Raw genomic sequence first — 24,377 nt, 5'->3', positions numbered from 1 at the left:
GCACTACGGCCGCGGCATGACGGTGCATACCTCCTCTACCTTGCAGTTCTCGAGTTCGGGAACCACGGGGTAGTACGGATCGCTGTCGATCAGCCGTACCTCCACGGTGAAGCGCCCCAGGTCGCCGCCCGCATCCGTGTTCTGCTGAGTCGGAATGCTGCCTCGGCCACACGGCTCGTTCCAAGTAGGCAGGGCGTAGTTGGAGTCGTAGTGGAGCGACCACTTCTTGGTCTGGGTGTTCTGCACGGCGGAGAACTGCGCACAGGCGGTGCCCTTGAGCGGCACGCCGCTGGCGTCGGTCTTCAGTCCACCGCTCTGTCGCGACTTCGCGAACGGGTACTCGTCGCAGCTGGCCCCTGCCGGATTGGGGACGAAGTTCGTGGCGCTCTTGGAACACATGCGGCTGCGATTGGTCTTTGCAGCCGCATCGCTGGCCAGACGTGTCAGCGGAGAATTCTTGTCCTTGTTTCCAGGGAAGTTGCCGCCTTGGAGCTTCTTCCAGATGACCCAGTACAGAGATGCCGCGACCGGGTACTTCTCGTAATTGAGTTCGAAGTCGGGGATGTAGCTGGGAAATACGCAGCCAGGATTGCCGCCGACCTCGTTGTCGCAACGCACCGTCAGAGCGTCCTTGGTCCATGTGTGCGGGACGCTCTTGGCCTTGCCGCCGACAGCGGTAGCGGTCACTGACCACTTCAGGTCCAGGAAGTCATGGACCTTCTTTGTGGGATCGGAGCTGACCCACTTGGACTTGGAAGTAATGGTGGCGGTGTGTGTTTGCCCCGCAGTCCACACTCCGTCGATGACAGAGATCGGCGGTTCCGTCGAGCAGGCCCCGCCGCAAATGAAGTTCAGATCTAGAGAGACGGTCCCCAGTTGCGGCTGGATCTCCACCGGCTTGATATTGAGAGCCTGGTAGATCTCCGTCTTGGTCGCAGTCAGCCTGATGTCGTGGTCGACGACGAACTCACCTGTTCCCACAGGCACGTTGTTTTCGAAGAGGATGAGCTTCAGCTTCGTCACCGCGCATGCCTGGAATCGGTTGTAGGACGACATCTCGATGCCGGTACTGCACGTCAGGGCGGCTGCTCGTGCGCCAGGGCCGCGAGAGTTCGGCAGGGCCTGTCCCTCGAGTGATGTCGTCTGGATGCACATCTCGCGCCCAGCAACGCCTGGGACGGGGCGGCAGTTGTTCGCCGGCGACTTGAACGCAGAAGCCCGGTTGGCTGGTATCGGGCGGGCAGCCTCGCCGAACACCACGTCAGGTGCGTTCGGGTCGGCATTCTGCAGTACCAGCTGCGGGACACCACCCGTGGTGGTCTTCGGTGCGAATGCGACGGCATCAAATGCGATGTCCTGGTCGCCAGTGCCGTCCGGGGTCTCCGAAGAGAGGCTGACTTCCGGGATGACGCCCTTGAAGTTTTGTATGCCGAGCGATACCCACCGGTTCGCCATGCCTGGCTGGGAGATGACCTTGCGGGTTGTGCGAGCGATGGACTTGATGTCGTATGCGGCCTGGGTGGTGTGCGCCCCGTGATCAGGTAGGTGCACCAAGACTTCGGCTGCTCCGGTCATGGGCTTGTCGAGCTTCCAGGTGCCGGTGACTTTCATGCGTCCGCCGTCGGCGCCGGGCTTGCGGGTGTGGGCGTACCAGAAGTGCCCCCCGTACCCTGCGCCGAGCTGCTGGAAGTCGATTCGGGCGCTGGGAGATGCGAAGTCCAGGTCAAACGTTCCTGCCGACGGTTTCAGCAGCGAGCAACCACCCCGTGGAGAGGCGTAGCTGTTCGGAGTGTCATCGACGATGAGGGCGTTTGCAGGCAGGCCCTGGGTTGAGCAATTGGGCGGGTAGGCGGTGCCGTCGGCCTCTTCTGCAAAGGTGTCGTTGAACCTGAGGATCTCGTTGCCGCACTCCGCCTTGGTGCAGTCCTTCCACTTGACCGGCTGGTTCCACCAGCACTTGAGGTCGGCGCGGTTGCAGGCACCGAGACCGGGTTCGTTCTGGTCGTTCGGACCGATCTTGCTCGCGTCGCAGTTGTTGGCCGTGGTGCAGAACAGTCCTTCTGCGGGCTTCATTTTCGTGCGCAGAGCGTCGTTGGTCCACCAAGCGGGACGGAAGCCGGAGACCATGTTCCCCGGGGATTCCAGCCCTTCGAGTGGGCGTGCGGCCCAACCGAGGACCTTTTCCTGGTACGGCCAGTCCTGCGGATGGGCGGCCTGAGAGTAGTCGTTACCGCCTGACGGGCTTTCCAGGAACGGGGTGCGGTTGGCCTTCCACAGCGGGTTGGCCGGGTTGTTGGTATAACCCACTCCCCACATGCCACCATTGGCGCCCGCGCTGGCCTTGGGGTAGTAACCGGCGTTGTAGGCCCACAGGGCGAAGAACCAGTTCTCCAGGTACTTCGGGTCACCGCCGTTGGCGGTCAGGCCGTCTTTGCGGGTTTGGTTCCACTTGTCGACGAGGATGTTGACGCCAGCCGCGACATTGGCGGTGTAGTCCAGGGCGACCGCTTCCTGTTGAAGAGCACTGAGAGGCTTCTCGCCGGGCTTCTCCCTGCCGTGCATCCGCATGCCGTCGGTAACCTGCGTGATGCCGTAACCGCAGTCGGCTTCTGCCCAGTCGATCGCCCAGGGGTCGTCCTGCGTGCCGCCGGAGCTGTACTTGATGCCGTAGTAGTTGCCGATGAGCGGGTTGCCGGTGACCCCGGGTACCACAACCCGGGACGCCTGCCACATGTTGGATTCCTGGGCAGTGATGCCCAGCATCACCTGCGCCGGGACGCGGCCGCCACCCTCGAGACCCTTGAGCGGGAACAGGCTCTGGGGCTGGTAGGCGCCCATGCCGAGGTTCTTCCAGTTGGCGGGACGGGATATGTGCTTGTTCAGGTTGCCGGTGATGGCCTGGTCCACAGCCCACTCGACTTGCCGCGGCTTAGGTTGCATCGCCTGCTTGCCCGTATTGTTGCGCGGCACCGAACAGTAACGTTCCGGCTCATCTGTTCCGCCGGCTGCCAGTGCTGCCGCCTTGGCGCTGTGAGCTCCCGCTGCGGGAGCGGACAGCGCGGGTGAAAGAGACGCCCCGCCGCCCGGGTGAGCACTCTCCGGTGCCGACGGGGTGAGAGAAAACGCGGCGGTCCTGCCGGTCTTGAGGACCCTGACGTCGATGCCTGCCACCTTGGGAGCCGCACCCTGGGGTGTCCTGGGATCCTTGCCATGGGCGAGGGTCACGCTGGTGATCAGCGCATCGCCGTTGGTTGAGGCCGCGGCGCCCTTCGGGACATCGGGCCAGCGCGTCACCGATTTGGGCAGCGGCTGAGCCGCCTGTGTTTCTCCGGTGACGAAGACCTCGCCGTCGGCGCTGGCGGACAGATCCATCTTGGTGAGCGGTCCGCGGGCCAGCACTGCTGGCTTCGCCTTGGTCGCGTCTGCGTGGGAGATGTCAGCTGCGGTGATCCGCCGGACCTCGCCCTCGGTGCCGGAGTCGGCGGGGCGGTCCATGTAGACAACGCCACCATCGCTGTCCACCGTGAGCCCGAAGGGGACCTGGCTGGTGTGCGCGAGGGCGACGCGGCGGCCCGAAGGGTCGATTCTGGTGAGGCGGGCCGCATCTGCGGCAACGATGTCCTTGCCGATTGGTACCGCGGAAGTAACTTGGCCCTGGAGCTCGACGGTTCGGCCGAGGTTCGCGGTAGAGGCGTCAACGGTCAGCAGCCGGGTCGCGTTCTTGGATTCACCGCCGGCTTGGGTGAACACGGCGGTCTCGCCGGTGCCGCAGCCGGGGCTGAAGTACGCCAACGAGGCTTGCCGGTCGAGCTTGGTGACCGCACCGGATCCCAAGTCGACGACGGCGGTGAACGCACCGCGGGCCATCAGCTCCGGCTTGTTGGTGAAACTACGCGGGGCGTAGGCGACGACGGCACGCTTGCCGGATCCGGTGACACAAGCATTGCCGATCCACATGTCGGTATCGAAACCCGGCTCGGACAGTGTGGCCGCAGTGCGCCAGGCGTAACCGGCCTTTTGATCCGCCGTGAGGATATGGAAGCCTGTGGCATCGCCCGTTGTCGTCCAGGCCCGGTCGGCCGATTCCTTCCAATCCCTCCCCAGCACCTTGTCGCGGTCGGCCGGTGGGACCTTGGATGGGTGGACTGGAGCTTCAGCTGTGGAACGCGCTGGCCGATCGTCTGCTGATTGGGGGTCCGCCCATGCCTGGCTCTGGAGTAGGCCGACTACCAGCGTGGCATTCAGCGCTGCGGCGACGGCCCTTCTTTGTCTTGTTCTGAATTTCAACGATCTTCCCTCTGTGTGCTCTGGGGATGGGTGTGGCGCGGGTGTGCGGCACGGCTGTCATGGTCATGATCAGCAAGTGGCCAGTGGGTGGCGTGAAGGGGTGGTACCGCCTACCGCAGTGACCACAGTTCCGATAGGGCAGGTCGGAGCGGCAATACGCAGGCAGCAGTAGTCGTCAGTGGCGCTGGGTTCGGCCCTGGTCCGTCCCTTTGGCTGGGGCGGACCAGGGTTGAGTTTCCTCGCTCAGCTGACGAGCGGGGTTCCGGTGAGCTGCCAGGTGATCGCGCCCTTTCCGTCTCCCTCGATGTCGTAGACGACGGTCGCGTCACCGGACCAATGCAGATCCGCGTTGTAAGCGGCGGTCGGAGTAGAGCACGTCAGGCCCGTCGCGTTGGCATAGCTCTGGTTGAACTTGTTCGTGAAGTCGCAAGTGGTGCTCGCGACCACACGGTCGACGCCGGACGGCGACGGTCGGTTTTCGAGTCGACTGATTACCTTGAATGATGTGAATCGCTTGCCAGCGTCTTGCACTTGGTCATCCAGGATGCCCCAGTTGAGCGTGACGTCAGCCTTTACATTTTTGTCGGCGGAAGGGTCGGCGCAGACGTCGGCGCCGATCTGAGTGTCCGGCTTGAGCCCGGGCAGATCTATGACTCGTAAGTTGCTGGACGCGGTCGAGCATGTAGCAGCTGCTCTGGCTGACTGCGAGGTCATGATGACTCCGCTGAAAGCGACGGCTGCCGCGGCAAATGTCGACAGGCGCATGACGGCGCGGTTCATAGCAGGTCTCCTAGTTGTTGCTGTGAATCGAAGTAGGGCAGCCCCGTCAATCACCGAGCTGCTTGTCAGGTGCCGCTCTACCGATGAGTCAGGCAATCGAGAGCAGCGCAGCAGCAAGACGTGCTTGCGTAGTCGCACGGACACTCGCAAAATACGAGTGGAGGATGTGCCGCTCGCCTCCCTCTCCTTCCGCACAGTGAAGGGCCTCACTGTTGCGCTGAGGGGGTGCGGCGCCGGAGGTGCTTGCTGTTGCGCACGGCCACGTGAGTGCCCCGCTGTCTCAGCGCGGGTCGGCCTCGAACCTGGACTGTGACCTCGGTCAGACGCGGCCCGGCCCGGCAGCCCTGCCCGCTGAGTGAAGTGGATGAACAGGCCAACGGGCTCGCACCGGGGGGTGCTGTGCGAGCACCGGGTCGTGGCTGCGGAAGCTAGTTGCGGCGGACTTCGAAGATGTCGACCTTGTTGTTCCAGTTCCCGCCGCCGGGATAGGCGAGGTTCCCGAAGTTGCGGTAATCAGCGGGCGCGTTGAGGGCCCTGACCCGGTCATCGACCGGCCATGACCGGTAGTCGGTGATCTTGGCGTTACCGTAGTTGAGCGCCCAACGCCCGACCCAGTAGAAGACGGAGCCCAGGTTGTCGCGGCAGCCCCACTCGTTGAGGTCCTTCTTGCCGTCACTGGACAGCCTGAGCAGCCTGCCCTCGTAGCCGGTGTCCATGTACAGGCACCAGTAGTCGGCGACGCACCCACGGGGAGGCGCCGAGGCCGAGCGCGCCGAGGCAGCCTTCAACGTCTCCTTGCGACTTTCGGCGGGTAGTGCGGGATCGGCCAGCGCTTCCTCGTCCGAGTCGTAGCAGTGGACTTCCCCGTTGGGGAGTTCGGTGCAGCTGTCCGCCCCCTCCCAGGACTCGGCGAGGTTGATCTTCCGCCCGTCGTATTCGGCGATGACCGGGTTGACCGGCTCCTCTGCCGTCGGCGGAGCCGTGACGGACGGCTCAGGAGTGGGCTCGTCGGCCTGCGCTGCCGCGGCGCTGGTGACGATCAGCGCGGTGGCCGATGCGGTCGCGAGCAGAAGATTGGTTAACGGTTTGCGTATCACGAGTTGTTCTCCGGTGTGGTGTCGTAGTTGTGCAGCCGGGTTCCGTCGGGGCCGTACACGTTGAGTACGTAGCCCTGGTCGAGGCGGACGCCCTCTCCGGCCAGGAAGGACGCCAAGTTGGTGGCGAAGTCGTCGAAGGGCTCGTAGCCCGTCTTCTTGCGGGTCCACACGGTCAGCTCAAGGGAGCCGTCCTTGGATTTCGCGTGGCGGATGCCGTAGACGTCGTTGTCTCCGCCGGTCTTGCGGTAGCGGTCGGCCAGCTCGGTGGCCACCGGGGCAGGGGAAGCGGTGGTGCTCGGAGGGGTCGGTGTGGTCGGATCGCGCGTCCATGGAGTCTCATCATCTGAGACGCATCCTGAGAGGAGGACGGCAGCAGCAAGGGCGAGCGCAGGCAGGATTCGTTTCATTACGCCAGTTTCACCGGTACATGGCGGCCGTCAGCCGGCGGGACGGGAGGGACGGGAGGGACGGGAGGGACGGGTCGATGATGACTCGGACACCCTGCCCGGGGGCTTCGTTCCAGCGGCGGATCTTGTTCGCGGCCCTGGCCAGCGTGGGTCGCCTGGCCTGACGCCGATCTCGAAGTGACCTTCGTGTACCCAGCGTCGCACCGTTGTCGTAGGTCCTGTTAATTAACTGCTGCGCTTTGCGTACCATCTCGTCGGGCATGCAGCGGACTCCTTTCAAGGTTATGGGGTGCTGAGTGAGAATGAGCAGGAGTCAAAACCGCGCGAGCTCGGGCCTATTGGCAGCGATTCAGGCACGCTACTGCGACAGCTTGGACAGGAACACGCAAGGAAGAGGGGTGATACCTCTAGCCGCCTGTCCGGGCGTCAGGTACGCCCCGGCTCGTCTAGAACCCGACGGGATTACTTAGCGCGCGATGAAAATCCGGTATCGCGGTCTGACGCGATCCCCCATGACGACGTGGTCCCCCGATGTTTGATGGCGTGCTACTTCGGCAGTCTGGTCAGGACTGCCGGGAACACGGTGACCACCATAGGCACAGCCCGAGAACGCGGGACAAGTGCCCACCCGAGACATGGCCAGGATCCGATGCTTCCACAGGCAAGGCCCAGGGCCGCCCATCCCCGCTGTGACGCCTGGGAAAAGGAGGGCCACTGAGGCGTGAGCAACGCAAAGTGGATGGCCGAATCCGATTCCCGTGACAGCAGCCCACTTCGGGCAGAGTGAAGCGGATCACAACAACAGGTTCCGGCCACAAAGCTGTCCGGGGGGACTCAATGACCTGACAAATTGATTTGACAGAAGGTCAAAAAAATTTGCTTTCCAGTCCTCGAGATCAAGATGGCTGAAGGCGTCTTCGCTGGCGCCGCCCCGCATTGATGCTCCGCCGGCATGCGATCCCGCTTGAACGGCCACCCCTGGAAGGCTGTGGGGTCACCGCCTGGGGGCCGTATCTGTCGAGAAGGGCCGCCCCTGGTCGGGCGGGACGGGCGCTGCAGATCTCGGAGGCGTCCGTGATCTCTAGAATGCTCCGGAAACCGACACCCTGGTTCCCGATGCCCTCACCGACGGTCTTTTCGCTTCGGGCGAGCTTGCGCATGGCCTCGACGCTGGCCCAGGTGAACAGCGTGCCGCCATTGGCCACGTAAAGAGTCCCGTGCGGCTCTTGTCCTCGTCGAGCAGGACTTGGACGCCACCGTTGTTGCGGCCTCTGGGATAGGCGTCGTGGCCGTTTGCGGCAACTCTAGGAGGAACCGGCCGGCGTAGTCCCGCACATTGCTGTGCGAGGCTGCGCGCAACTGTGAGGCGGGCTGCCAGCCTTTCGTCGACTGCCACTCCTTGAGCACGGCCTGCGCGTAGTTGCGCAGCCTAGGGCCCCCGTACCCTCGGAGGTAGCGACGCTCGCGCTGCTCGTTTGCGTTGTACCGACCATATTTCCCCCGGTACTTCTGTGATGATCTCACCGAGACCGTAGCGCGGGAGCCATCGAAAGCGCAGGGCTGTCCGGCGAGATCAGGACACGAGGGAAGCCAAGGGCCTCAGCTGGGGGTGGCTAGCATGTAGTGCGCGAAAGGCTCTCGTCCCACATCTGGGTTCTACCGGCGGATGTTGGACCTGTCGAAGGCGACCTTCCATGTAGAGACGCCAGCGTCGGCTTTCATCGACCGTGACGCTCTTGTGCGGGGCGTCGGATGACTGGCCGAGATTCATTGTGAGCAAACAAGCCATCAGGCCTCCCCTCCCGCACCCCTGTAGCGGAGGGCGTCGGGCTTTCCGGGCAGGATTTGTCAGTGTCGCTGCTGGCGGGCCTCGGGCTGTTCGTCAATTGATCATGGGGGGTTGACCGAATCAGCGTCTCGCTCGGTGCTCCCCCCCTCCCCCGGAGAGTGATCACGAATATGAGGCGTGTTTGTCATCCAGGCGTATCATCCCAGCCAACTTCCGGGCAACCCGGCTGTTGGCAGTCGTGCCGCATCTGACGGCGGGGTGGGGCGACTGTTACCTACGGGGTCTGATGCTGGACGGTCGGCACAAGTCGATCCAGCCGATGGCCGAGCGGCTGCCGGATGGGAACATGCGGGCCCTGCAGCAGTTTGTAAACCAGTCGCCATGGGATCCGCTGTCGGTGCGACTGCGCATTGCCCAGAAGCTGTGCGAGGTGGTCCCGCCCGAGGCGTGGGTGGTCGATGATTGCTTTCATCCTGGCCACTGATCGGGTGACAGCGGCTGGGCACGCAACGCACGAGGCCCCGTGCCGTTGGGGGAGGTGTTCGAAGTCACAATCCACTGGTAAAGGAGCCTCGTTGGTTCCCTATCCTGGAACTCGACCTTCCGCATGCTCTGGTCGAGTGGGTCACGATGCTCGTCGTCACCCGTGAGGGTGACCGGCGCTGCAAGCTGCCGCCGCACAAGCGTGCGCTGGTCGCCTTGGTGCACCTGCGCTAGCACGACCCCTCGCCCAGATAGCCGCCGGCTTCGGGATCTCCGTCGGCACCGCACACGCCTATACCTCTGTGGTGATCGCTCTCCTCGCCGACCGGGCGCCGGGCCTGCTCAAGGTCTTGCGCGAGAGCGATCCGGACTGCGTGCTGCTAGACGGCACTCTCGCGGAGTGTGACCGGACTGGCGACGGGCGGGCCGACTACTTCCACAAGCACCGCCAGCACGGTGTGAACGTGCAGGTCGTGACCGCCCCGACAGGTCGCATGCTGTGGATCTCGCCCGCGCTGCCCGGCCGTGCCCACGACCTCACAGCTGGCCGCGCGCACCGGATCATCCGGATCTGCGAACGTCAGGGCGTCCCCGTCCTCGCCGACCGGGCCTACCAGGGAGCCGGACCGTGGGTGACCACCGGACGCAAACGGCCTCCTGGCGGGGAGCTCTCTCCGACCCGGCGCACGGTCAACCGAGCACTGGCCCAGGCCCGGGCACCCGTCGAACGCGGGATGGCACGGCTGAAGTCCTGGCGCATCTTCCGCCGGTCCCGCGTAAGCCCCAGCCGCATGACGTCAATCGCCGCAGCCGTCCTCACTCTGGAGAGGCAACGCTGAAAACGCTCACTGATCGGTACCATGTTGGGGTGCACCTTTGGCGGCTCCAAGGATGGCGTGCCCGGGGGTGCGGCCAAGACCCCACCGACGTCGCCCTGAAGAGCAAGATCACACCTCCCGCTGCCTTTGCGAGCGAACAGGGTTGGGAGGTCAGGGCCGACTGGATGCCCGAGACCGAGCAGGGGTACCTCCTGAAGGTTCGCGAGGCGGTGTCCGGCCGCCTGCTGTCTACGAGCAAGCCCTGGAAGGCACCGGAGCTCACCGAGGAGCAGACCGAGTCCCCGTCCCTGCGACTGACGGTCCCGCGCATATCGCTGATCACGGGCGGCGAGTACTTCGCGGTGTGGGCGTACGGCAAAAAGAGCAAGAACCAGCTCGACAACGCCAAGGAGGTCATCTCCGCGGCCTTCTACCCGGTCGATGCTTCCGGGGACATCGCCCCATCCGGCACCACGGATGCCGAAATGCCGGGTGAGGATTCCGCCCCCGATCTCAGCGTGTTCCCGGGAGCGCGGGGCCTACTGGTCAGACCCCTCTACGAGAACGCCACCCTAGTGTCCCCTGACGACAAGGTCACCCAAGACATCTCCAAGGTGAAGCTCGGCGGGAAGTTCTCCGACCTGGACCTCAACAATGCCTTCCCCGGTCCGGACGGCCTGGTCACCAACGGCAAACTCGAGCACGGCGGCAGTGCCTCCGGCGGCTTCGGCGTCGACGGCGGCTGGCACAGCACAGAGGTGACTCCGCCCGGCGTTGACGCGGTCCTCAAGGGGGAAGCCGCCCGTACAGGCCCCTGGGAGACGCCGAACGGCCGGATCAACAGCGCCGCGGGCAACCACCTGATCGCCGGCTGGTACACCACTTCGGGCGACCCCATCTCAGCCGTACACGACCTGGCGACCGGCAAGCCCCAGGCGACCGCCTCGTGCGAAAGCGTCGGCACCCCATATGACCTGCGCATCCCCGAGCGAGCCGATCAGTACGACACCCCTCCAGCCGTATCACCCAACGGTGACTATCTGATCAAGGACGGCAGTGTCTTCGACCTTAAGAAGGGCAAGGGCCACTGCGTCGGCGAAGGGAAGGACGCCAAGGAGATCACCCTCATCTCCGTCGGCGACGACGGCACCGCCTATGGTCTGACCGACAGGACGGCACTGAGGGGAACATGCCCGTCTCCGTCTCGGCCAAGACCGGGGTCGCAAAGCCATTGCCGGTGGCGGCCACGCCCCCGGACGCCGTTGCCAAGGATGCCGGCGTGTTCATCACCTACGGCAGTCAGTACATACGCATGATCGTTCTGAGCGCTCGGAACTGAGCGCCGACAGGTCGGCGCGAGGCGTAACGATAGACGACCATCACCTGACGTCCTCCTCACGCCGAAAACGGAAGCCGTGCCCGCACGGGCACGGCCCTTCCGGCGTATTGCGGGCTGGACTCCAACAACGGTGAGCGACAGGACCTCCTGGGACACCGGATCCGCACCTACGCGGCGAGTGGCCTTCAGGACTGGCGAATCACGAAAGACGACCTGGGGCAGCGACAAGACGTTGGCGAACGGACAGTGGGACGAACACCCTCTGAACCGGAAGCGCTCGCTGCGCCGATGTCCCTCACTTGTGGGCCTGTTTCTGGAAGACCACAGGTTGAGAGCCGCTGCCTGACCGTTCGGCGAACGGTCACAGTATCCGCGTCGCCCGTATGCGAGGCCACGGTCGCCACAGCGAAGATCACTGCCTATGGTCCGAAATGTCTCGCTAGGTGCTGCCTCTCACGCCAGCCCGGGGCCGAGATATGCAGGCGATCCGCCCTGCCAGCTCCAGCACCGACTTGGGCGGCGCGCGATACAGCAACCGGAGGCTTCGCATGACTCTTCGTCGCCGAAACCATCGGCCGTTTGGGGCCCGACACGGCGTCCCGAACGTGGAAGCGCTCTGACTGTCGTCCTCGCCACGGCGGGACTGCTCGTAGTTGGGTTTCCGGGACTGCCGTCCGCTGCTGCTCACAGCACGTGCTTCGGTCGCCCGGCCACCAACCCGGGCAGCACGGCCGGCACTCCGGGGCCGGACGTGATCATCGGGACGCCGGGGCCGGACACGATCGATGGCAACGGTGGTAGGGATCTGATCTGCGGCCTGGGCGGAGACGACACGCTCAGTGGCGGGCGTGGCAACGACAAGATTGACGCCGGCGCCGGCGATGACCTGCTCGTCGGTGATGTCATCAGCCTCGGCGGACACGCAGTCGGAGGCGGTGACGATCTCCTCTACGGGCGCGGGGGAGACGACCGAGTCAATGGCGACAGCCGGGGAGAGAGCGCAACCGGCGGTGGCAACGACCGTATCTACGGCGGTCGCGGCGATGACTGGGTGACCGGGGACTCGTTCGCGTTCACCGGGAACGCCAAGGGGGCCGGTGACGATTTGATCAAGGGTGAACAAGGCTTGGACTTCGGGATCGGCGACAGCAACGCGGCCGGGGACGCTATCGGCCGAGGAGGAGATGACGTCATTGACCTGGGCGCTGATGGCGGAGGCGTGGCGATCGGCGATCACAACGTCTTCGTTTTAGATCCGGGTGCCGGCCGTGCGATCGGTTCCGGCAACGACCAGCTCATCGGCGGATCAGCAGACGAACCTCTCGTCGGCGACAGCTCCGCAGCCAACGTCAACGTTACCGACGCAGGCAACGACGTCATCAAGGGCCGAGGCGGAAACGACGCGCTCTTCGGCGACAACGCGAACTTCGACGCTACTGCGACCATCGGCACCGTCGGCGGGCGGGGCGAGCTCAACGGCGGTGCGGGAGACGACACGCTACGGGCAGGCCCGGCAAACGACTTCCTCGACGGCGGGCCGCACACTGACCTCTGCGACGGCGAAGCAGGCAACCGCGACACCGCCGTGCGCTGCGAGACGGTCAACGGCATCCCGTAGAGAACGGCTGCGTTGGCGGTGATGCCGAACGGTTCGGCGCCCAGCCAGCAGCTGAGTGACCTCGTGTGGGTGAGAAAGGGCCTGGAGTCCTGCCCCAAAGAAGGGCACCGGTCGCAAGGCGTGGTTGGCGTAGTTAGCCGAGGTAGCGGAGGTCGCGGTCGGGCTTGCAGGACCTGACAGGGGGCGATGCCTTCGGCCAGAGCGCGGAGGGCCTGCGTACGGTCGATGGCGCGAGGGCGTCCACCCGCAGGGTTACAGCCACCGACATGGACGGCCATCGGGGGCCGTCCATCACCGATGCCCAGCTGGGTCACCCAGTCAGGCCGACTGCTACCGAGCGGGGCCGCCACCGAGCCCCCGGCTGGGCGAGCCTCTGAAGACGCGGCACCTCCGCGAGCACGCTTACCGGCTCATGCGGGAGCTGGAGATGCGGAGGGTGCAGCTCTACGATGCCCGACCCTCGTGCCTCAACTACCTCGCCGTAAACGGTGTGCCTGATGTCGTCCTCGCCGCCCGGGCGGGGCACACGAACGCGGCCTTCACGAAGGCCAAGTACGTCCACGTGGACATCGAGGACCTCCGGCCGGCCGCGGCCGCGTGGGACGCCTTCCACGGAGCTGAACCGAGTGGCAGTGAGAATCGGTGAGAGATGATCAGTAATTGGTCTGCTGAAAGCGTCTCTGATTCCTGGATCTATCCGTTCACGCGTAGAACGTGACCAGATTCTACTGGCGGTTTCTGCAGGCCAGCGCCGCGGTCCCCTTTGTGGCTTGCTACGAAGAGCGCGCGATCAGCGTGTCGAGCGCGCTATGGCAGGGGAGCGTCGTACGGAAGCAGCTCCGGGCGCTTGGCCGGCCGTCCGTCGCCCGACGACCGCCCGGTGACGCGTCGCCCAATCCACGGCACCAGGTGTTCGCGCGCGAACCGCAGGTCACTCCCGCGCCGCGCCGCCCAGCCGGGCAGCACACCGGGCGCCAGCGGCGTCCGCCAGTCTTCCTCGGCCGCGAGACCCAGTGCCTGCCACACCGCCTCGGCGACGCGCCGGTGCCCCTCCGCCGTCAGATGCAACCGGTCGACATGCCACAGCCGCGGGTCACCGAGCACGGGGTTGCCGTACAGATCGACGACCAGGGCGCCGTGCCGCGCCGCCAGCTCGTCGATGAAGGTGAAGAGTTCCTCCATCCGCGGGCGGAAGCGCTCCATCACCGGACCGTTGCGGCCGGGACTGCGCATCAGCACCAGTTGCTTGCAGGAAGGCGCCAGCTTCCCTGCCGCCTCTTCGAGGAGTCCGCACACCCTGCCCATGTCGACCTTCGGCCGGAGCGTGTCATTGAGCCCGCCCACCAGCGTCACCACGTCCGCCTGCATGGCCGCCGCGGCATCGACCTGCTCGGCGACGATCTGGCCGATCAGTTTTCCGCGTACGGCGAGGTTCGCGTACCGGAAACCGGGTGTGCGCGCCGCGAGCCGAGCGGCGAGCAGATCCGCCCAGCCGCGGTACGAGCCGTCGGGCAGGGCGTCCGACATGCCTTCGGTGAACGAGTCGCCGACCGCGACGAGACTGGTGTATGTGGCATTCAGTTCCATGGCGGAGCGATCGTATCCCGGCAGGCGGCGGCCTCGGCGCGCGGCCGCCGACGCGCGCCGAGGCCGCCGCTGCCGGTGCGAGCGTCAGTTGACGAAGACGGCCGGGTTTCCGCTCTGGCTCATGTCCCGGACGGGTCCGTACGTGGCGGAGAAGTAGCCGGGCGAGAAGCAGGAGCTCGGGCCCGAGGAGCGCGTGAACTGCTGGTTGCTGAAGGAGATCGTGTTGCCCTGGTTGTCGGCGCTGCCGCTCATGCTCGTCGCGCGGTATACGCAGGTGATGGGACCGATCCAGCTGTTGAGGCGCGCGGTGATCTGCATCGGCGCTCCGCTGATCACCACGGGCTTTCCGGCGGAATCGCCGACCGACATGGAGTAGGGCAGGTTCTCGATCGTGATGCTCTGCACGCTTGTCGTGCCGCTGACGTTGGAGGTGCAGTCGCCGAGGGTGTGTGAGGTGATCGAGCCCGTGGCGGCGCCGGGTGCGGTCGGGTTCGAGGTGACAGTTGCGCTGAAGGAGGAGGTGGAGCAGCTGACGCCGGTCGTGCCGGTGGCGCTGGAGTAGAAGGTCGCCTTGGTTCCCGTGACGAGCGAGGCGGACACGACGTCACCGACCGCCACGGCGCTGCCGCCGGCACTGCCGTGCGTCAGGACGGGAACCGCGGCCGGTGCCGGTGCCGCAGCCGGTGCCGGTGCGGAGGCGCCGGTGGCCAGTAACGCGGCGGTGGCGGCGGCGGTGACGGCGGTGGCGACCGATGCGGACCGGGAGAGGGCGGACCGGGAGACGGTGGAGCGGGAGACGGTGGAGCGGGGCGTGGCGGTGAGGGAGGTGGTGGAGCCGGTCGTGGCGGAGCGGGAGGTGAATGAGCGCATGGCATGACCCTTCTGGGGATGTGGCTTTCGCCTCAGGGTGTGCACGGGAAGACGCCCGGGCGAGGGACCCGGCGCGCTGCGGCTTCCGGCGAACGACGGTGCGGCGGAGACGCGCCCGGCCGCATGTTCCCGCGCCATACTGGGAACGCCGGGCCTCCTACCGCATCGCTGGACAGGGAGGCCAACACGCGGCGCTGCCTTGGACATTGAGCGGGCGGCGACGCCGAATAATAGGAACTCTTGGGGGTTGTAAACCCGTTGGAGTTGCAACGTCAAGGGGGTTCGGTACGTGATGGCGCAATTGCGGCCGGGTCCGCCGGAGGCACCCTTCCCCTGCCCGCTCCCCGGCGCACGCGAGGGCCGGGACCCCGCCCGCGCCATCAAGCGTGGTCCGAGCCGCGTCCCCGCCGAACTGGTTGCCGCCACGCAGCGGGACCGGCTGTACGACGGCCTGGTCCACACCGTGGCCGAAAAGGGCTACGCGAACGCGCGGGTGACCGACATCTGCCGGGCGGCCGGAGTCACCCGCCCCGTCTTCTACGCCCTCTTCGACGGCAAGGAGGACGCCTTCCTGGCCACGTACCGGCATGGCACCCATGTCCTGCTGCGCATGATGGACGCCGCGTACGACGCCGCCCGTGACTGGCAGCAGGGGGCGCGAGCGAGCCTGGGCGTACTGCTCGAACTCCTCGCCCGCGTTCCCGCGTTCGCCACGATGGCGCTCGTGGAGATCGACGCGGTAGGTCCCCGCGCCCGCGAGGAGCGCGCCCGGCTCCTCCGGCACTTCCACCACTTCTTCGCCCAGGCACCCACCCCACCGCCGCCTGCCGAGGCGAACGAGCTCATCTCGGCGGTGGTCGGCGGCATCTATTCCACGCTGTGCGGGTACGTCGCCGACGGCCGTACGGCCGAACTGCCCGGGCAGCTGCCGCACCTCAGCTTCTTCCTTCTCGCCCCGTTCCTCGGCCCGGCCGCCGCGTCCGCGGCCCTGCTGTCGGACAGCGGCGCGACGGCCCAGGCGCCCTAGGACTGCTTCTGGTCCGGCCGCCCCACCAGTTCGCGCAGTACGTCCTCCATCGTGACCAGACCGGCCGGATTGCCGTCGTCGCCCAGCACCGCGGCCAGGTGAGTCCGGCTGCGCCGCATCGCCGTCAGTACGTCGTCGAGCGGCGTGACCGCCCGCACCCGGGCGATCGGCCGGAGCGCGGAGACGGGGAACGGCACGTTGCGCGGCGCGGCGTCCAGCGCGTCCTTCACGTGCAGATAGCCGAGGATCCGCAGGCCCTCGAGTACGGGGAAACGGGAGAATCCCGACTCGGCCGACAGCCGCTCCAAGTCCTCCGGCGTCGTCCCCATCTGGGCGAACACCACGCGTTCCACCGGCATGACCACGTCCTGCACCGGGCGCCGGCCCAGCTCAAGGGCGTCGTGCAGCCGCTCGGCCGCGCGATCGTCGAGCAGCCCGGCGTGGCCCGCGTCCGTGACCAGCCGCGCCAGTTCGTCGTCCGTGAACGTCGCCGACACCTCGCTCTTGGCCTCCACCCGCAACAGCTTGAGCAGGGCATTGGCGAAGGCGTTGATGGCGAAGATCACCGGCCGCAGCGCACGGGCCAGCGCCACCAGCGGCGGCCCGAGCAGCAGCGCGGTCCTGACCGGTTCGGCCAGCGCGATGTTCTTCGGCACCATCTCACCGAAGAGCATGTGCAGATACGTCGCCACCGCGAGCGCGATCACGAACGAGATCGGATGCGTCAGCCCGTCCGGCACTCCGAGAGCGTGGAAGACCGGCTCCAGCAGATGCGCGATGGCCGGCTCGGCGACCACACCGAGGACCAGGGTGCACAGCGTGATGCCCAGCTGGGCCGCCGCGAGAAGCGCCGCGACGTGTTCGAGTCCCCACAGGACGCTGCGCGCCCGCCGGTTGCCTTGTTCCGCCTCGGGCTCGATCTGGCTGCGGCGTACGGAGATCAAAGCGAACTCCGCGCCGACGAAGAAGGCGTTGACGACCAGCGTGAGCAGGCCGATGAGCAGTTGGACCGCGGTCATCGCCCGGCCTCCTTGTCCCCGGAGCCGAAGGAGTCGGTGGAGTGGAAGGAGCCGGTGGAGCCGAGCGACTCAGGGGAACCGGCGGAACCTGCGGAACCGGTGGAGTCGGGCGAGCCGGTGGAATCGCCCGGCAGGGGCGCGTGCAGCAGCACACGTGCCGCGCGCCGCCCCGTCGCGTCCACCACGTCGAGCTGCCACCCGGCCACGTCGATGCGGTCACCCACGGCCGGGATGCGTCCCAGCTCGTGGGCAACCAGCCCGGCGAGCGTCTCGTACGGGCCCTCGCCCAGCCGCAGCCCGACCCGCTCCAGCTGGTCCGTCCTGGCCGCGCCGTCCGCCGACCACAGCACCCGCCCGTCGGCGTCCTCGCCCGCCGGGGCGAGGTCCGGTGTCTCGTGCGGATCGTGCTCGTCGCGCACCTCGCCGACGACTTCCTCGACGATGTCCTCCAGCGTCACGACGCCCGCGGTCCCGCCGTATTCGTCGATGACGACGGCCATGGTGTGCTTGCCCGACAGCCGGTCGAGGAGCCGGTCCACGGTAAGCGTCTCCGGTACGAGCAGGGGTTCGCGCAGCAGAGACGCGACGGGGTACGACGGCCTGCGGTCGGCGGGCACGGTCAGTACATCCTTGATGTGCGCGATGCCGACGACTGAGTCGAGGCTGCCCCGGTAGACGGGGAAGCGCGACAGGCCGGTCGCGCGGGTGGCGTTCGCGACGTCCTCCGCGGTGGCCTGCACGTCCAGTGCGGTGACCTGCACCCGCGGGGTCATCACGTTCTGCGCGTTCAGTTCCGCCAGATTGAGGGTCCGTACGAACAACTCGGCGGTGTCGGCCTCCAGCGCGCCCTCCCGCGCCGAGTGTCGCGCGAGGGCGACGAGCTCCTGGGGGTTGCGGGCGGACGCCAGTTCCTCGGCGGGCTCCATGCCCAGGCGCCGCACGATCCGGTTCGCCGAGCCGTTGAGGTGGCTGATGAGCGGCCGGAAGACAAGGCTGAACATCCGCTGCGGGGCGGCCACGACCTTGGCCACGCCCAGCGGCGAGGAGATCGCCCAGTTCTTGGGCACCAGCTCGCCGACGACCATCAGGACGACGGTGGACAGCCCGGTGCCGAGGGCGAGAGCCACCGACGAGGACGCCGCGGGGGACAGGCCGACTGCCCTGAGCGGGCCGCGGATCAGCTTGCCGATGGAAGGCTCGGCGAGCATGCCGACGAGGAGGTTGGTCACGGTGATGCCGAGCTGGGCGCCGGAGAGCTGGAACGTAAGGCTGCGTACGGCCTTCAGGGCACTCGACGCACCCCGCTCGCCGCGGTCCACCGCGCGTTCGAGGTCTCCGCGCTCGATCGTGGTCAGGGAGAACTCCGCCGCGACAAAGGCTCCGCAGGCGAGCGAGAGCAGCAGGGCCAGGGCGAGCAGAAGCACTTCGGTCATCGGTTCACCTCCGCCCCATGATCGGGCAGGGCGGGGAGGAGTGCGCGATGTCGACTGGGAGGCTCGCCCATGGGCGGACGCTCACACCTTTCAAAAAAGGGGGTGAATGATCCGCCCATGGTAGAGGGACGAGTGAATTGCGACAGAAGTCAGCCCAAATGTCACCCTGTGAGCGGCTTGACCCACCGCCGCCACTGCTGCTCCGGGGCGTACCCCGCGGCCCGCCAGGCGTGGTGCGCGCGCTCGTTCTCCGCCAGGACCATCGCGTCGCCGCGTCGCCCGCCCAGCGCCACGAACCGTTCCTCCGCCGCCGCGAGCAGCGCGGCGCTGATGCCACGCCGCCGCCGGTCCGGGTGCACCGCCAGCCGGTACAGGTGACAGCGCCAGCCGTCGAAGCCCGCGATGACGGTGCCGACGAGCCCGGCGCCCCCACCGCCGGTGCCTCCGGCGTCGCCGAGCTCAGCCAGGATCAGCGCCTCGGGGTCGCGGACGACCAGCCGCTCGACACCCGCGCGGTCGTCGCTGATGCTCGTTCCCTCGGCGGCCTCCTTCCAGAAAGCCAGCACCGCGTCGAGGTCGTCGGGCGTCGCGGCCCGTATACGAAGATCATCCATGCCTGGCATCCCACCACCCCGCGCGTCACGGCGTCGACCCCTTTCCCACCCCTCGTCGCGTCCCCCTTGCCGGTGCTAGCGCCGTCGCGCTAGCTTGGTGGTGTGGCAAAGACTCAGCTGAACGTACGGGTGGACGAGACCACCGCCGAGGCCGCGCGACAGCGCGCCCTCCAGCGGGGGATGAGCGTGAACCGCTACATCGAGGAGCTCGTCAGGCAGGACGCGGGGGAGGTGGGACGTACCTTCGTCGAGGCCGCGTCCGACTTCATGAGGCAGTACGAGTCGGTGTTCGCGGAGGAGTTCGGCACGGAGCGCGAAGGCAAGCGTTGACTCTCAAGATCGACCTCGCCTGGCTCCTCATGATCGCCGAACGCAAAACTCCGGGTGACCCGCAGGTCGTCGACTGGGGCGCGCTCGTCGCCGCAGTGGCCCGGCACGAGGCGGAGATATTCGGGATCCCCGTCTACAGCGATCCGGCCGCCCGCGCGGCCGCCCTGCTCCAGTTGTTGCTGCACGTGCCGGCGCTGGAGCGCTCGAACGCGATGTTCGCGTCGGCCGTCGCGTACGGCTATCTCGTCGCCTGCGGACTGAAGGTCGTGACCTCGCCCGAACAGGTGCGGGACCTGGCCAGGCTCGTCAAGGAGGGCAAGGCGGACGTGCGCGTGATCGCGGACGAGCTGCGGCAGTGGAGCTAGCGAGCCCCACGGCCGCCCAGGGGGCCCGCTTTCGAAAGCGCCGGCCTCTACGGGACCTCCGGCCGCTACGGGACCTTCGGCCGCTACGGGACCTCCGGAGCCTGCCGCCGGGCCTCCGAGTTCTCCGGAGGCCGGTGTGCCACGCCCAGCACGCACGGCGACGACGGCAGTTTGGGGCCCTTCTCCGGTATGAACAGCCGCCGGTACGTGCCGATGTCGAACCCCGCCGCCGCGATGCCCGCCAGCGGGTCCCGTGCCGTGTGGCAGCCGCCGAAGAGCACCGGCCATACGGTGCGGTCCAGCACCCGCTGGGCCGTCACCATGGCCCTGCCCTCGCCCCTGCCGTGCTCGAAGAAGCGCAGCTCGCCGCCGGGCCGCAGGACGCGCCTGATCTCGGAGAGGGCGCGCGGCACGTCCCGCACGCTGCACAGCACCAGCGACACCACCGCCGCGTCGAACGCCTCGCTCTTGACCGGCAGCGCCTCCGCGGCGCCCGGCACCACGTCCACCGGGACTCCGGCGTCCAGGGCGGCCTTCACCGCCAACTGGCGCAGGCTGCGCTCCGGTTCGATGGCCACGACCTCCGAGACGGCCGACGGGTAATGGGCGAAGTTCAGCCCGTTGCCCGCGCCGATCTCGATGACCCGGCCCGAGAGACCGGACAACAGCTCCGCGCGATGCGCCGCCACCCCGCCTCTCAGGTCGGCCGCCACGCTGAAACGGGCGTAGAAGCGTGCGAAGAGCGGGTGGTGCACGGCGTCCCGGCGAACCTTGCTGCGGCGCTCGGGCATCACGGACCTCCTCCGGTGGGGCGTACGGCTACCGCGATACTTACCCCGTCGGGCGGCTCACTCCGCTCACGAAGCAGAACTCGTTGCCTTCCGGGTCCAGCAGCACCTGGAAGGAGCCGTGCTCGTCGGTGACGATGCCGCCGGTCCTGGTCGCGCCGAGGCGCTCCGCCTCGGCACTCGCCGTGTCCAGATCGCCCGCGTCCAGGTCGAGATGCAGCCGGTTCTTGGCGGCCTTCCCCTCCGGTACGCGCTGGAACGCGACCCGGGTCCAGTCCGGCGGGTCGACGTACGACCAGTCCGGACTCCGGTCGACCGGTTCGCCGCCCAGCAGGGCGGCCCAGAAGCGGACCAGGGCGGCCGGGTCCGCGCAGTCGAAGACGATTTCGTCGATACGTGCTCGCATGGCGACGACCATACGGGCGTTACGGGCGCTACAGGTGTTACGGCTGCCAGGTCCCGCCCAGCGGGGGCGCGAGCCATGTCGTGGCGCGGGTACGGAATTCAGCCGGGTCCAGGGCGCCCGCGCCTTCGGGAACGGCGCCGAGCAGGGGGGCTCCTCCCGCCGCCTCCGGCAGATCGATCACATTGCACCGTTCCGCGAGGCCGGGGGCGCCGGGCCAGCTGCCGATGACGACTCCGAGCATCTCGATTCCGCGGGCGCGCAGGGCCTCGGCGGTCAGCGCGGTCGAATTCAGTGTGCCGAGGGCGGCCGGGGTGACGACGAGGACGGGCGCGTCGAGGAGGCGGGCGGCGTCGGCGAGGGTGGCGCCTTCGTCGTCGAAGCGGACGAGGAGACCACCCGCGCCTTCGACGAGCACGAGGTCGTACTCGGTGGCCAGTTCGGCCGCCGCCTTGGCGACGTCGTGCGGCCGTACGGGGGGCAGGCCCGCTCGGCGGGCGGCGGTCGCGGGCGCCAGGGGCTCGGGGAACCGGGCGAGTTCGACCCCGGTCACTCCGTCGCCCGCCAGCCGCACGACCTCGTCGGCGTCCCCCGGCTCCCCCGCGGCGAGCCCGGTCTGGGCGGGCTTGAGCACCGCGACGGTACGGCCCTGGGTTCGGGCGACGGCTGCGAGGGCGGCCGTGACGACGGTCTTGCCGATCTCGGTTCCGGTGCCACTGATGACGATGACGGTCATGCGGTGTGTTCCTGCCTCAGTAGTGCGTGTCTGACGGTAGTGCGTGTCTGGCGGGGCTGGGGGAAGAGCCACTCACGCGCCCGCCGACGCCGCCGCCGCTCGTACCGCCCCGCAGATGCGGGCCAGGTCCGCGTCGGTCGTGACGTACGGCGGCATCGTGTAGATCAGGTCGCGGAACGGGCGCAGCCAAACGCCCTCCCGTACCGCCGCCTCCGTCGCCGCTGCCATGGCGGCCTCGTCGAGAGCGCGGCCCAGCTGTACGACGCCGATCGCGCCCAGCACCCGTACGTCCCGTACCCCCGGCAGTCCCGTCACCTGCGCCAGGCCGTCGCCCAGCCCCGCTTCGATGCGTTTGACCTCGCCCTGCCAGTCCTGGCCGAGCAGCAGGTCGATCGAGGCGCAGGCCACCGCCGAAGCCAGCGGGTTGCCCATGAACGTCGGCCCGTGGGCCAGGACCGGCACCTCGCCGCGTGAGATGCCGTCGGCCACCTCAGCCGTGCACAGCGTCGCCGACATGGTCAGATAGCCGCCGGTCAGCGCCTTGCCCAGGCACAGGACATCGGGCGAGACCGACGCGTGCTCCGACGCGAAGAGCGTCCCCGTACGGCCGAAGCCCGTCGCGATCTCGTCGAAGATCAGCAGTACGCCGTGCTCGTCGCACGCCTCCCGCAGCACCCGCAGGTACGCGGGCGAGTGGAAGCGCATGCCGCCCGCGCCCTGCACCACCGGCTCCACGATCACCGCCGCCAGCTCGTCCGCGTGACGGGCGATCAGTTCGCGCAGGTGGCCGGCGTACGCCGCGTCGTACGCGGCCGGCGGCGCGTCCGCGAAGATCTGGCGCGGCAGCACCCCCTGCCACAACTCGTGCATCCCGCCCTCGGGGTCGCACACCGCCATCGGCTGCCAGGTGTCCCCGTGGTAGCCGCCGCGCCACGTCAGCAGCCGCTGCTTGCCCGGGCGGCCCACCGAGCGCCAGTACTGGAGGCACATCTTGACCGCGACCTCGACCGACACCGAACCGGAGTCGGCCAGGAACACGTGCCGCAGCGGCTCGGGAGTGATCTCCACCAGCTTCGCGGCCAGGCGCACCGCCGGCTCATGGGTGAGCCCGCCGAACATCACATGGCTCATCCGGTCGAGCTGACCGCGCGCCGCCTCGTTGAGGACCGGGTGGTTGTAGCCGTGCACCGCCGACCACCAGGACGACATGCCGTCGATCAACTCGTCCTGCCCGTGGGCCGGCTGAGCGAGGCGAAGGCGTACGCCGGACGCCGAATCCACCAGCAGCGGCTCGGCCCGGCCCGGCATCGGACCGTACGGATGCCACACGTGCTCGCGGTCGAGCCGGAGCAGCTCGGCCGGGGACAGCGGCTCAGGCATTGGGCGCGAGGTCCGTCCCGGCGCCCCGCCGCCGTACCGACACGAGGTCCGTACGGGCCGCCGGAATCTCCGGGGACGCGTCCTTGCCGGCCGCCGGCTCGCCGCACGCCGACGCACAGCCGCCACCGGCCCGGTGCTCCGGCAGGGTCGTCGTGTCCGTCCCCTCCACCTCGAAACCGGCGTCGGCGATCATCTCCAGGTCGGCCTGGCCGGCCTGGCCCTCACTGGTCAGGTAGTCGCCGAGGAAGATCGAGTTGACCAGGTGCAGCGCCAGCGGCTGCATGGTCCGCAAGTGCACCTCGCGCCCGCCCGCGAGCCGCACCTCCACGTCCGGGCAGACGAACCGCACCATGGCCAGAATGCGCAGCGCCCGCTGCGGCGTCAGGTTCCACTCCTTGGCGAGCGGCGTCCCCTCAAAGGGGATCAGGAAGTTCACCGGCACCGAGTCGGGGTCGAGCTCGCGCAGCGCGAAGACCACGTCCACGAGGTCCGCGTCGGTCTCACCCATGCCCGCGATCAGGCCGGAGCACGCGGACATGCCCGCCGCCTGCGCCTGCTGGACCGTCTCCACGCGGTCGGCGTAGGTGTGGGTGGTGGTGATGTCGCCGTACGTCGCCTCGGACGTGTTGAGGTTGTGGTTGTACGCGTCGGCGCCCGCCGCCCGCAGCCGCTCGGCCTGTCCGTCCGACAGCAGGCCGAGGCAGGCGCACACCTCGACGTCCTCGTGCCGGTCCTTGATCGCTTCGATCGTCTTCGAGACGCGGTCGACGTCCTTGTCCGTCGGCCCGCGCCCGCTCGCGACCAGGCACACCCGCTTCGCCCCGCCCGCGACCCCCGCCGCCGCCGCCTCGGACGCCTCGTCGGGCTTCAGCCAGGTGTACTTCAGGATCTCGGCCTTCGAGCCGAGCCGCTGCGAGCAGTACGAACAGTCCTCGGGGCACAGGCCCGACTTGAGGTTCACCAGATAGTTGAGTTTCACCCGCCGTCCGAACCACTGGCGGCGTACCTTTCCGGCCGCGGCCACCACATCGAGCAGCTCGTCGTCGGTCGTCGCCAGCACGGCGAGCGCCTCTTCGCGGGTCGGCAGCTCGCGCCGCAGCCCCTTCTCCACCAGCGTGTTCAGCAGGTCCATGGAGCCGATCCTCACCTACGGCGCCGCCTGCCGCCAAGGAGGAACCGCACAAGAGCGGCCTCACGAGGTGTGGGT

The 24,377-nt window shown here is 67.8% G+C and carries 21 protein-coding genes and 3 pseudogenes; 8 read left to right on the top strand and 16 right to left on the bottom strand.

Going from position 1 to position 24,377, the window contains the following annotated elements:
- Nucleotides 1-3: 3 nt before the first annotated feature.
- From G412_RS36540 to G412_RS39915, 5 genes are all read right to left on the bottom strand, one after another.
- Nucleotides 4-4,107 carry a golvesin C-terminal-like domain-containing protein gene (locus G412_RS36540; protein WP_157839191.1) on the bottom strand — a complete coding sequence of 1,368 codons (4,104 nt, stop codon included), beginning with the start codon at nt 4,105-4,107 and terminating at the stop codon, nt 4-6.
- Nucleotides 4,108-4,530: 423 nt separating this feature from the next.
- Nucleotides 4,531-5,067 carry a hypothetical protein gene (locus G412_RS39925; RefSeq protein ID WP_037650225.1) on the bottom strand — a complete coding sequence of 179 codons (537 nt, stop codon included), beginning with the start codon at nt 5,065-5,067 and terminating at the stop codon, nt 4,531-4,533.
- A gap of 428 nt (nt 5,068-5,495) precedes the next feature.
- Nucleotides 5,496-6,164, bottom strand: a complete 669-nt coding sequence (locus G412_RS0129485) for a peptidase inhibitor family I36 protein (RefSeq protein WP_028815192.1) — start codon at nt 6,162-6,164, stop codon at nt 5,496-5,498.
- Nucleotides 6,161-6,436 carry a hypothetical protein gene (locus tag G412_RS39920; RefSeq protein WP_028815191.1) on the bottom strand — a complete coding sequence of 92 codons (276 nt, stop codon included), beginning with the start codon at nt 6,434-6,436 and terminating at the stop codon, nt 6,161-6,163. The genes G412_RS0129485 and G412_RS39920 overlap by 4 nt, the downstream gene beginning before the upstream one ends.
- A 145-nt stretch (nt 6,437-6,581) precedes the next feature.
- The gene (locus G412_RS39915) at nt 6,582-6,833 is read right to left on the bottom strand and encodes a hypothetical protein (RefSeq protein ID WP_157839190.1); all 252 of its coding nucleotides are present in this window, start codon (nt 6,831-6,833) and stop codon (nt 6,582-6,584) included.
- A 1,789-nt stretch (nt 6,834-8,622) separates the two neighbouring features.
- On the opposite strand from G412_RS39915, the pseudogene G412_RS0129470 reads away from it, so the two are divergent.
- The 4 genes and pseudogenes from G412_RS0129470 to G412_RS36525 all read left to right on the top strand — a co-directional run.
- Nucleotides 8,623-8,835: pseudogene (locus tag G412_RS0129470) on the top strand (transposase); the annotation flags it as partial.
- Between the two features lie 100 nt (nt 8,836-8,935).
- Nucleotides 8,936-9,682, top strand: a pseudogene (locus tag G412_RS36530) (transposase).
- Nucleotides 9,683-9,846: 164 nt separating this feature from the next.
- Nucleotides 9,847-10,977 carry a hypothetical protein gene (locus G412_RS0129460; RefSeq protein ID WP_028815189.1) on the top strand — a complete coding sequence of 377 codons (1,131 nt, stop codon included), beginning with the start codon at nt 9,847-9,849 and terminating at the stop codon, nt 10,975-10,977.
- A 444-nt stretch (nt 10,978-11,421) separates the two neighbouring features.
- Nucleotides 11,422-12,618, top strand: coding sequence for a calcium-binding protein (locus G412_RS36525; RefSeq protein WP_078607509.1), 1,197 nt, complete (start codon nt 11,422-11,424; stop codon nt 12,616-12,618).
- A 185-nt stretch (nt 12,619-12,803) separates the two neighbouring features.
- Here the strand turns inward: G412_RS36525 and G412_RS41865 are convergent.
- Nucleotides 12,804-12,932: pseudogene (locus G412_RS41865) on the bottom strand (DUF6233 domain-containing protein); the annotation flags it as partial.
- Nucleotides 12,933-13,030: 98 nt separating this feature from the next.
- Between G412_RS41865 and G412_RS0129450 the strand changes: the two are divergent.
- Complete coding sequence (locus G412_RS0129450; protein WP_028815188.1) at nt 13,031-13,264, top strand: site-specific integrase; 234 nt, start codon at nt 13,031-13,033, stop codon at nt 13,262-13,264.
- 161 nt (nt 13,265-13,425) lie between these two features.
- Here G412_RS0129450 and G412_RS0129445 read toward each other — a convergent pair whose 3' ends face one another.
- Together G412_RS0129445 and G412_RS0129440 are read right to left on the bottom strand one after the other, a co-directional pair.
- Nucleotides 13,426-14,205: an SGNH/GDSL hydrolase family protein gene (locus tag G412_RS0129445; RefSeq protein ID WP_028815187.1), complete on the bottom strand. Its 780-nt coding sequence runs from the start codon at nt 14,203-14,205 to the stop codon at nt 13,426-13,428.
- An 84-nt stretch (nt 14,206-14,289) separates the two neighbouring features.
- A complete protein-coding gene (locus G412_RS0129440) occupies nt 14,290-15,075 on the bottom strand; it encodes a Tat pathway signal sequence domain protein (protein WP_244283296.1) in 786 nt (261 codons plus the stop codon).
- Nucleotides 15,076-15,367: 292 nt separating this feature from the next.
- Between G412_RS0129440 and G412_RS0129435 the strand changes: the two genes are divergently transcribed.
- Entirely contained in the window at nt 15,368-16,102 is a 735-nt protein-coding gene (locus G412_RS0129435; protein WP_037650223.1) for a TetR/AcrR family transcriptional regulator, read from the top strand.
- Here G412_RS0129435 and G412_RS0129430 read toward each other — a convergent pair.
- The 3 genes from G412_RS0129430 to G412_RS0129420 all read right to left on the bottom strand — a co-directional run bounded on the left by G412_RS0129430 (nt 16,099) and on the right by G412_RS0129420 (nt 19,168).
- Entirely contained in the window at nt 16,099-17,121 is a 1,023-nt protein-coding gene (locus tag G412_RS0129430; protein WP_028815184.1) for a hemolysin family protein, read from the bottom strand. The two genes, G412_RS0129435 and G412_RS0129430, sit on opposite strands and share 4 nt — an antisense overlap.
- Nucleotides 17,118-18,554: a hemolysin family protein gene (locus G412_RS36520; protein ID WP_078607507.1), complete on the bottom strand. Its 1,437-nt coding sequence runs from the start codon at nt 18,552-18,554 to the stop codon at nt 17,118-17,120. The genes G412_RS0129430 and G412_RS36520 overlap by 4 nt, the downstream gene beginning before the upstream one ends.
- A gap of 161 nt (nt 18,555-18,715) precedes the next feature.
- The gene (locus tag G412_RS0129420; RefSeq protein WP_028815183.1) at nt 18,716-19,168 is read right to left on the bottom strand and encodes a GNAT family N-acetyltransferase; all 453 of its coding nucleotides are present in this window, start codon (nt 19,166-19,168) and stop codon (nt 18,716-18,718) included.
- Nucleotides 19,169-19,270: 102 nt separating this feature from the next.
- Here G412_RS0129420 and G412_RS0129415 point away from each other — a divergent pair, with 102 nt between their 5' ends.
- Together G412_RS0129415 and G412_RS0129410 are read left to right on the top strand one after the other, a co-directional pair.
- Nucleotides 19,271-19,498 (top strand): hypothetical protein, encoded by a 228-nt coding sequence (locus G412_RS0129415; RefSeq protein ID WP_028815182.1) that lies wholly within the window; start codon nt 19,271-19,273, stop codon nt 19,496-19,498.
- Nucleotides 19,495-19,863: a hypothetical protein gene (locus G412_RS0129410; RefSeq protein ID WP_028815181.1), complete on the top strand. Its 369-nt coding sequence runs from the start codon at nt 19,495-19,497 to the stop codon at nt 19,861-19,863. Before G412_RS0129415 ends, G412_RS0129410 begins: the two co-directional genes overlap by 4 nt.
- Nucleotides 19,864-19,946: 83 nt before the next feature.
- On the opposite strand, the gene G412_RS0129405 is transcribed toward G412_RS0129410, so the two are convergent.
- The 5 genes from G412_RS0129405 to bioB all read right to left on the bottom strand — a co-directional run bounded on the left by G412_RS0129405 (nt 19,947) and on the right by bioB (nt 24,302).
- Nucleotides 19,947-20,654, bottom strand: coding sequence for a class I SAM-dependent methyltransferase (locus G412_RS0129405; RefSeq protein ID WP_028815180.1), 708 nt, complete (start codon nt 20,652-20,654; stop codon nt 19,947-19,949).
- A gap of 40 nt (nt 20,655-20,694) precedes the next feature.
- Nucleotides 20,695-21,057, bottom strand: coding sequence for a VOC family protein (locus G412_RS0129400; RefSeq protein ID WP_028815179.1), 363 nt, complete (start codon nt 21,055-21,057; stop codon nt 20,695-20,697).
- 37 nt (nt 21,058-21,094) lie between these two features.
- The gene (bioD, locus tag G412_RS0129395; protein ID WP_028815178.1) at nt 21,095-21,790 is read right to left on the bottom strand and encodes a dethiobiotin synthase; all 696 of its coding nucleotides are present in this window, start codon (nt 21,788-21,790) and stop codon (nt 21,095-21,097) included.
- Between the two features lie 72 nt (nt 21,791-21,862).
- A complete protein-coding gene (locus G412_RS0129390) occupies nt 21,863-23,170 on the bottom strand; it encodes an adenosylmethionine--8-amino-7-oxononanoate transaminase (protein ID WP_028815177.1) in 1,308 nt (435 codons plus the stop codon).
- Nucleotides 23,163-24,302, bottom strand: a complete 1,140-nt coding sequence (gene bioB, locus G412_RS0129385; protein WP_028815176.1) for a biotin synthase BioB — start codon at nt 24,300-24,302, stop codon at nt 23,163-23,165. Before bioB ends, G412_RS0129390 begins: the two co-directional genes overlap by 8 nt.
- Nucleotides 24,303-24,377 lie beyond the last annotated feature (75 nt).

The organism is Streptomyces flavidovirens DSM 40150 (assembly GCF_000429085.1).
GTDB classification, from domain to species: Bacteria; Actinomycetota; Actinomycetes; order Streptomycetales; family Streptomycetaceae; genus Streptomyces; species Streptomyces flavidovirens.
The sequence above is the reverse complement of the archived record's forward strand: the minus strand, read 5'-3'. Positions and strand labels throughout refer to the sequence as shown.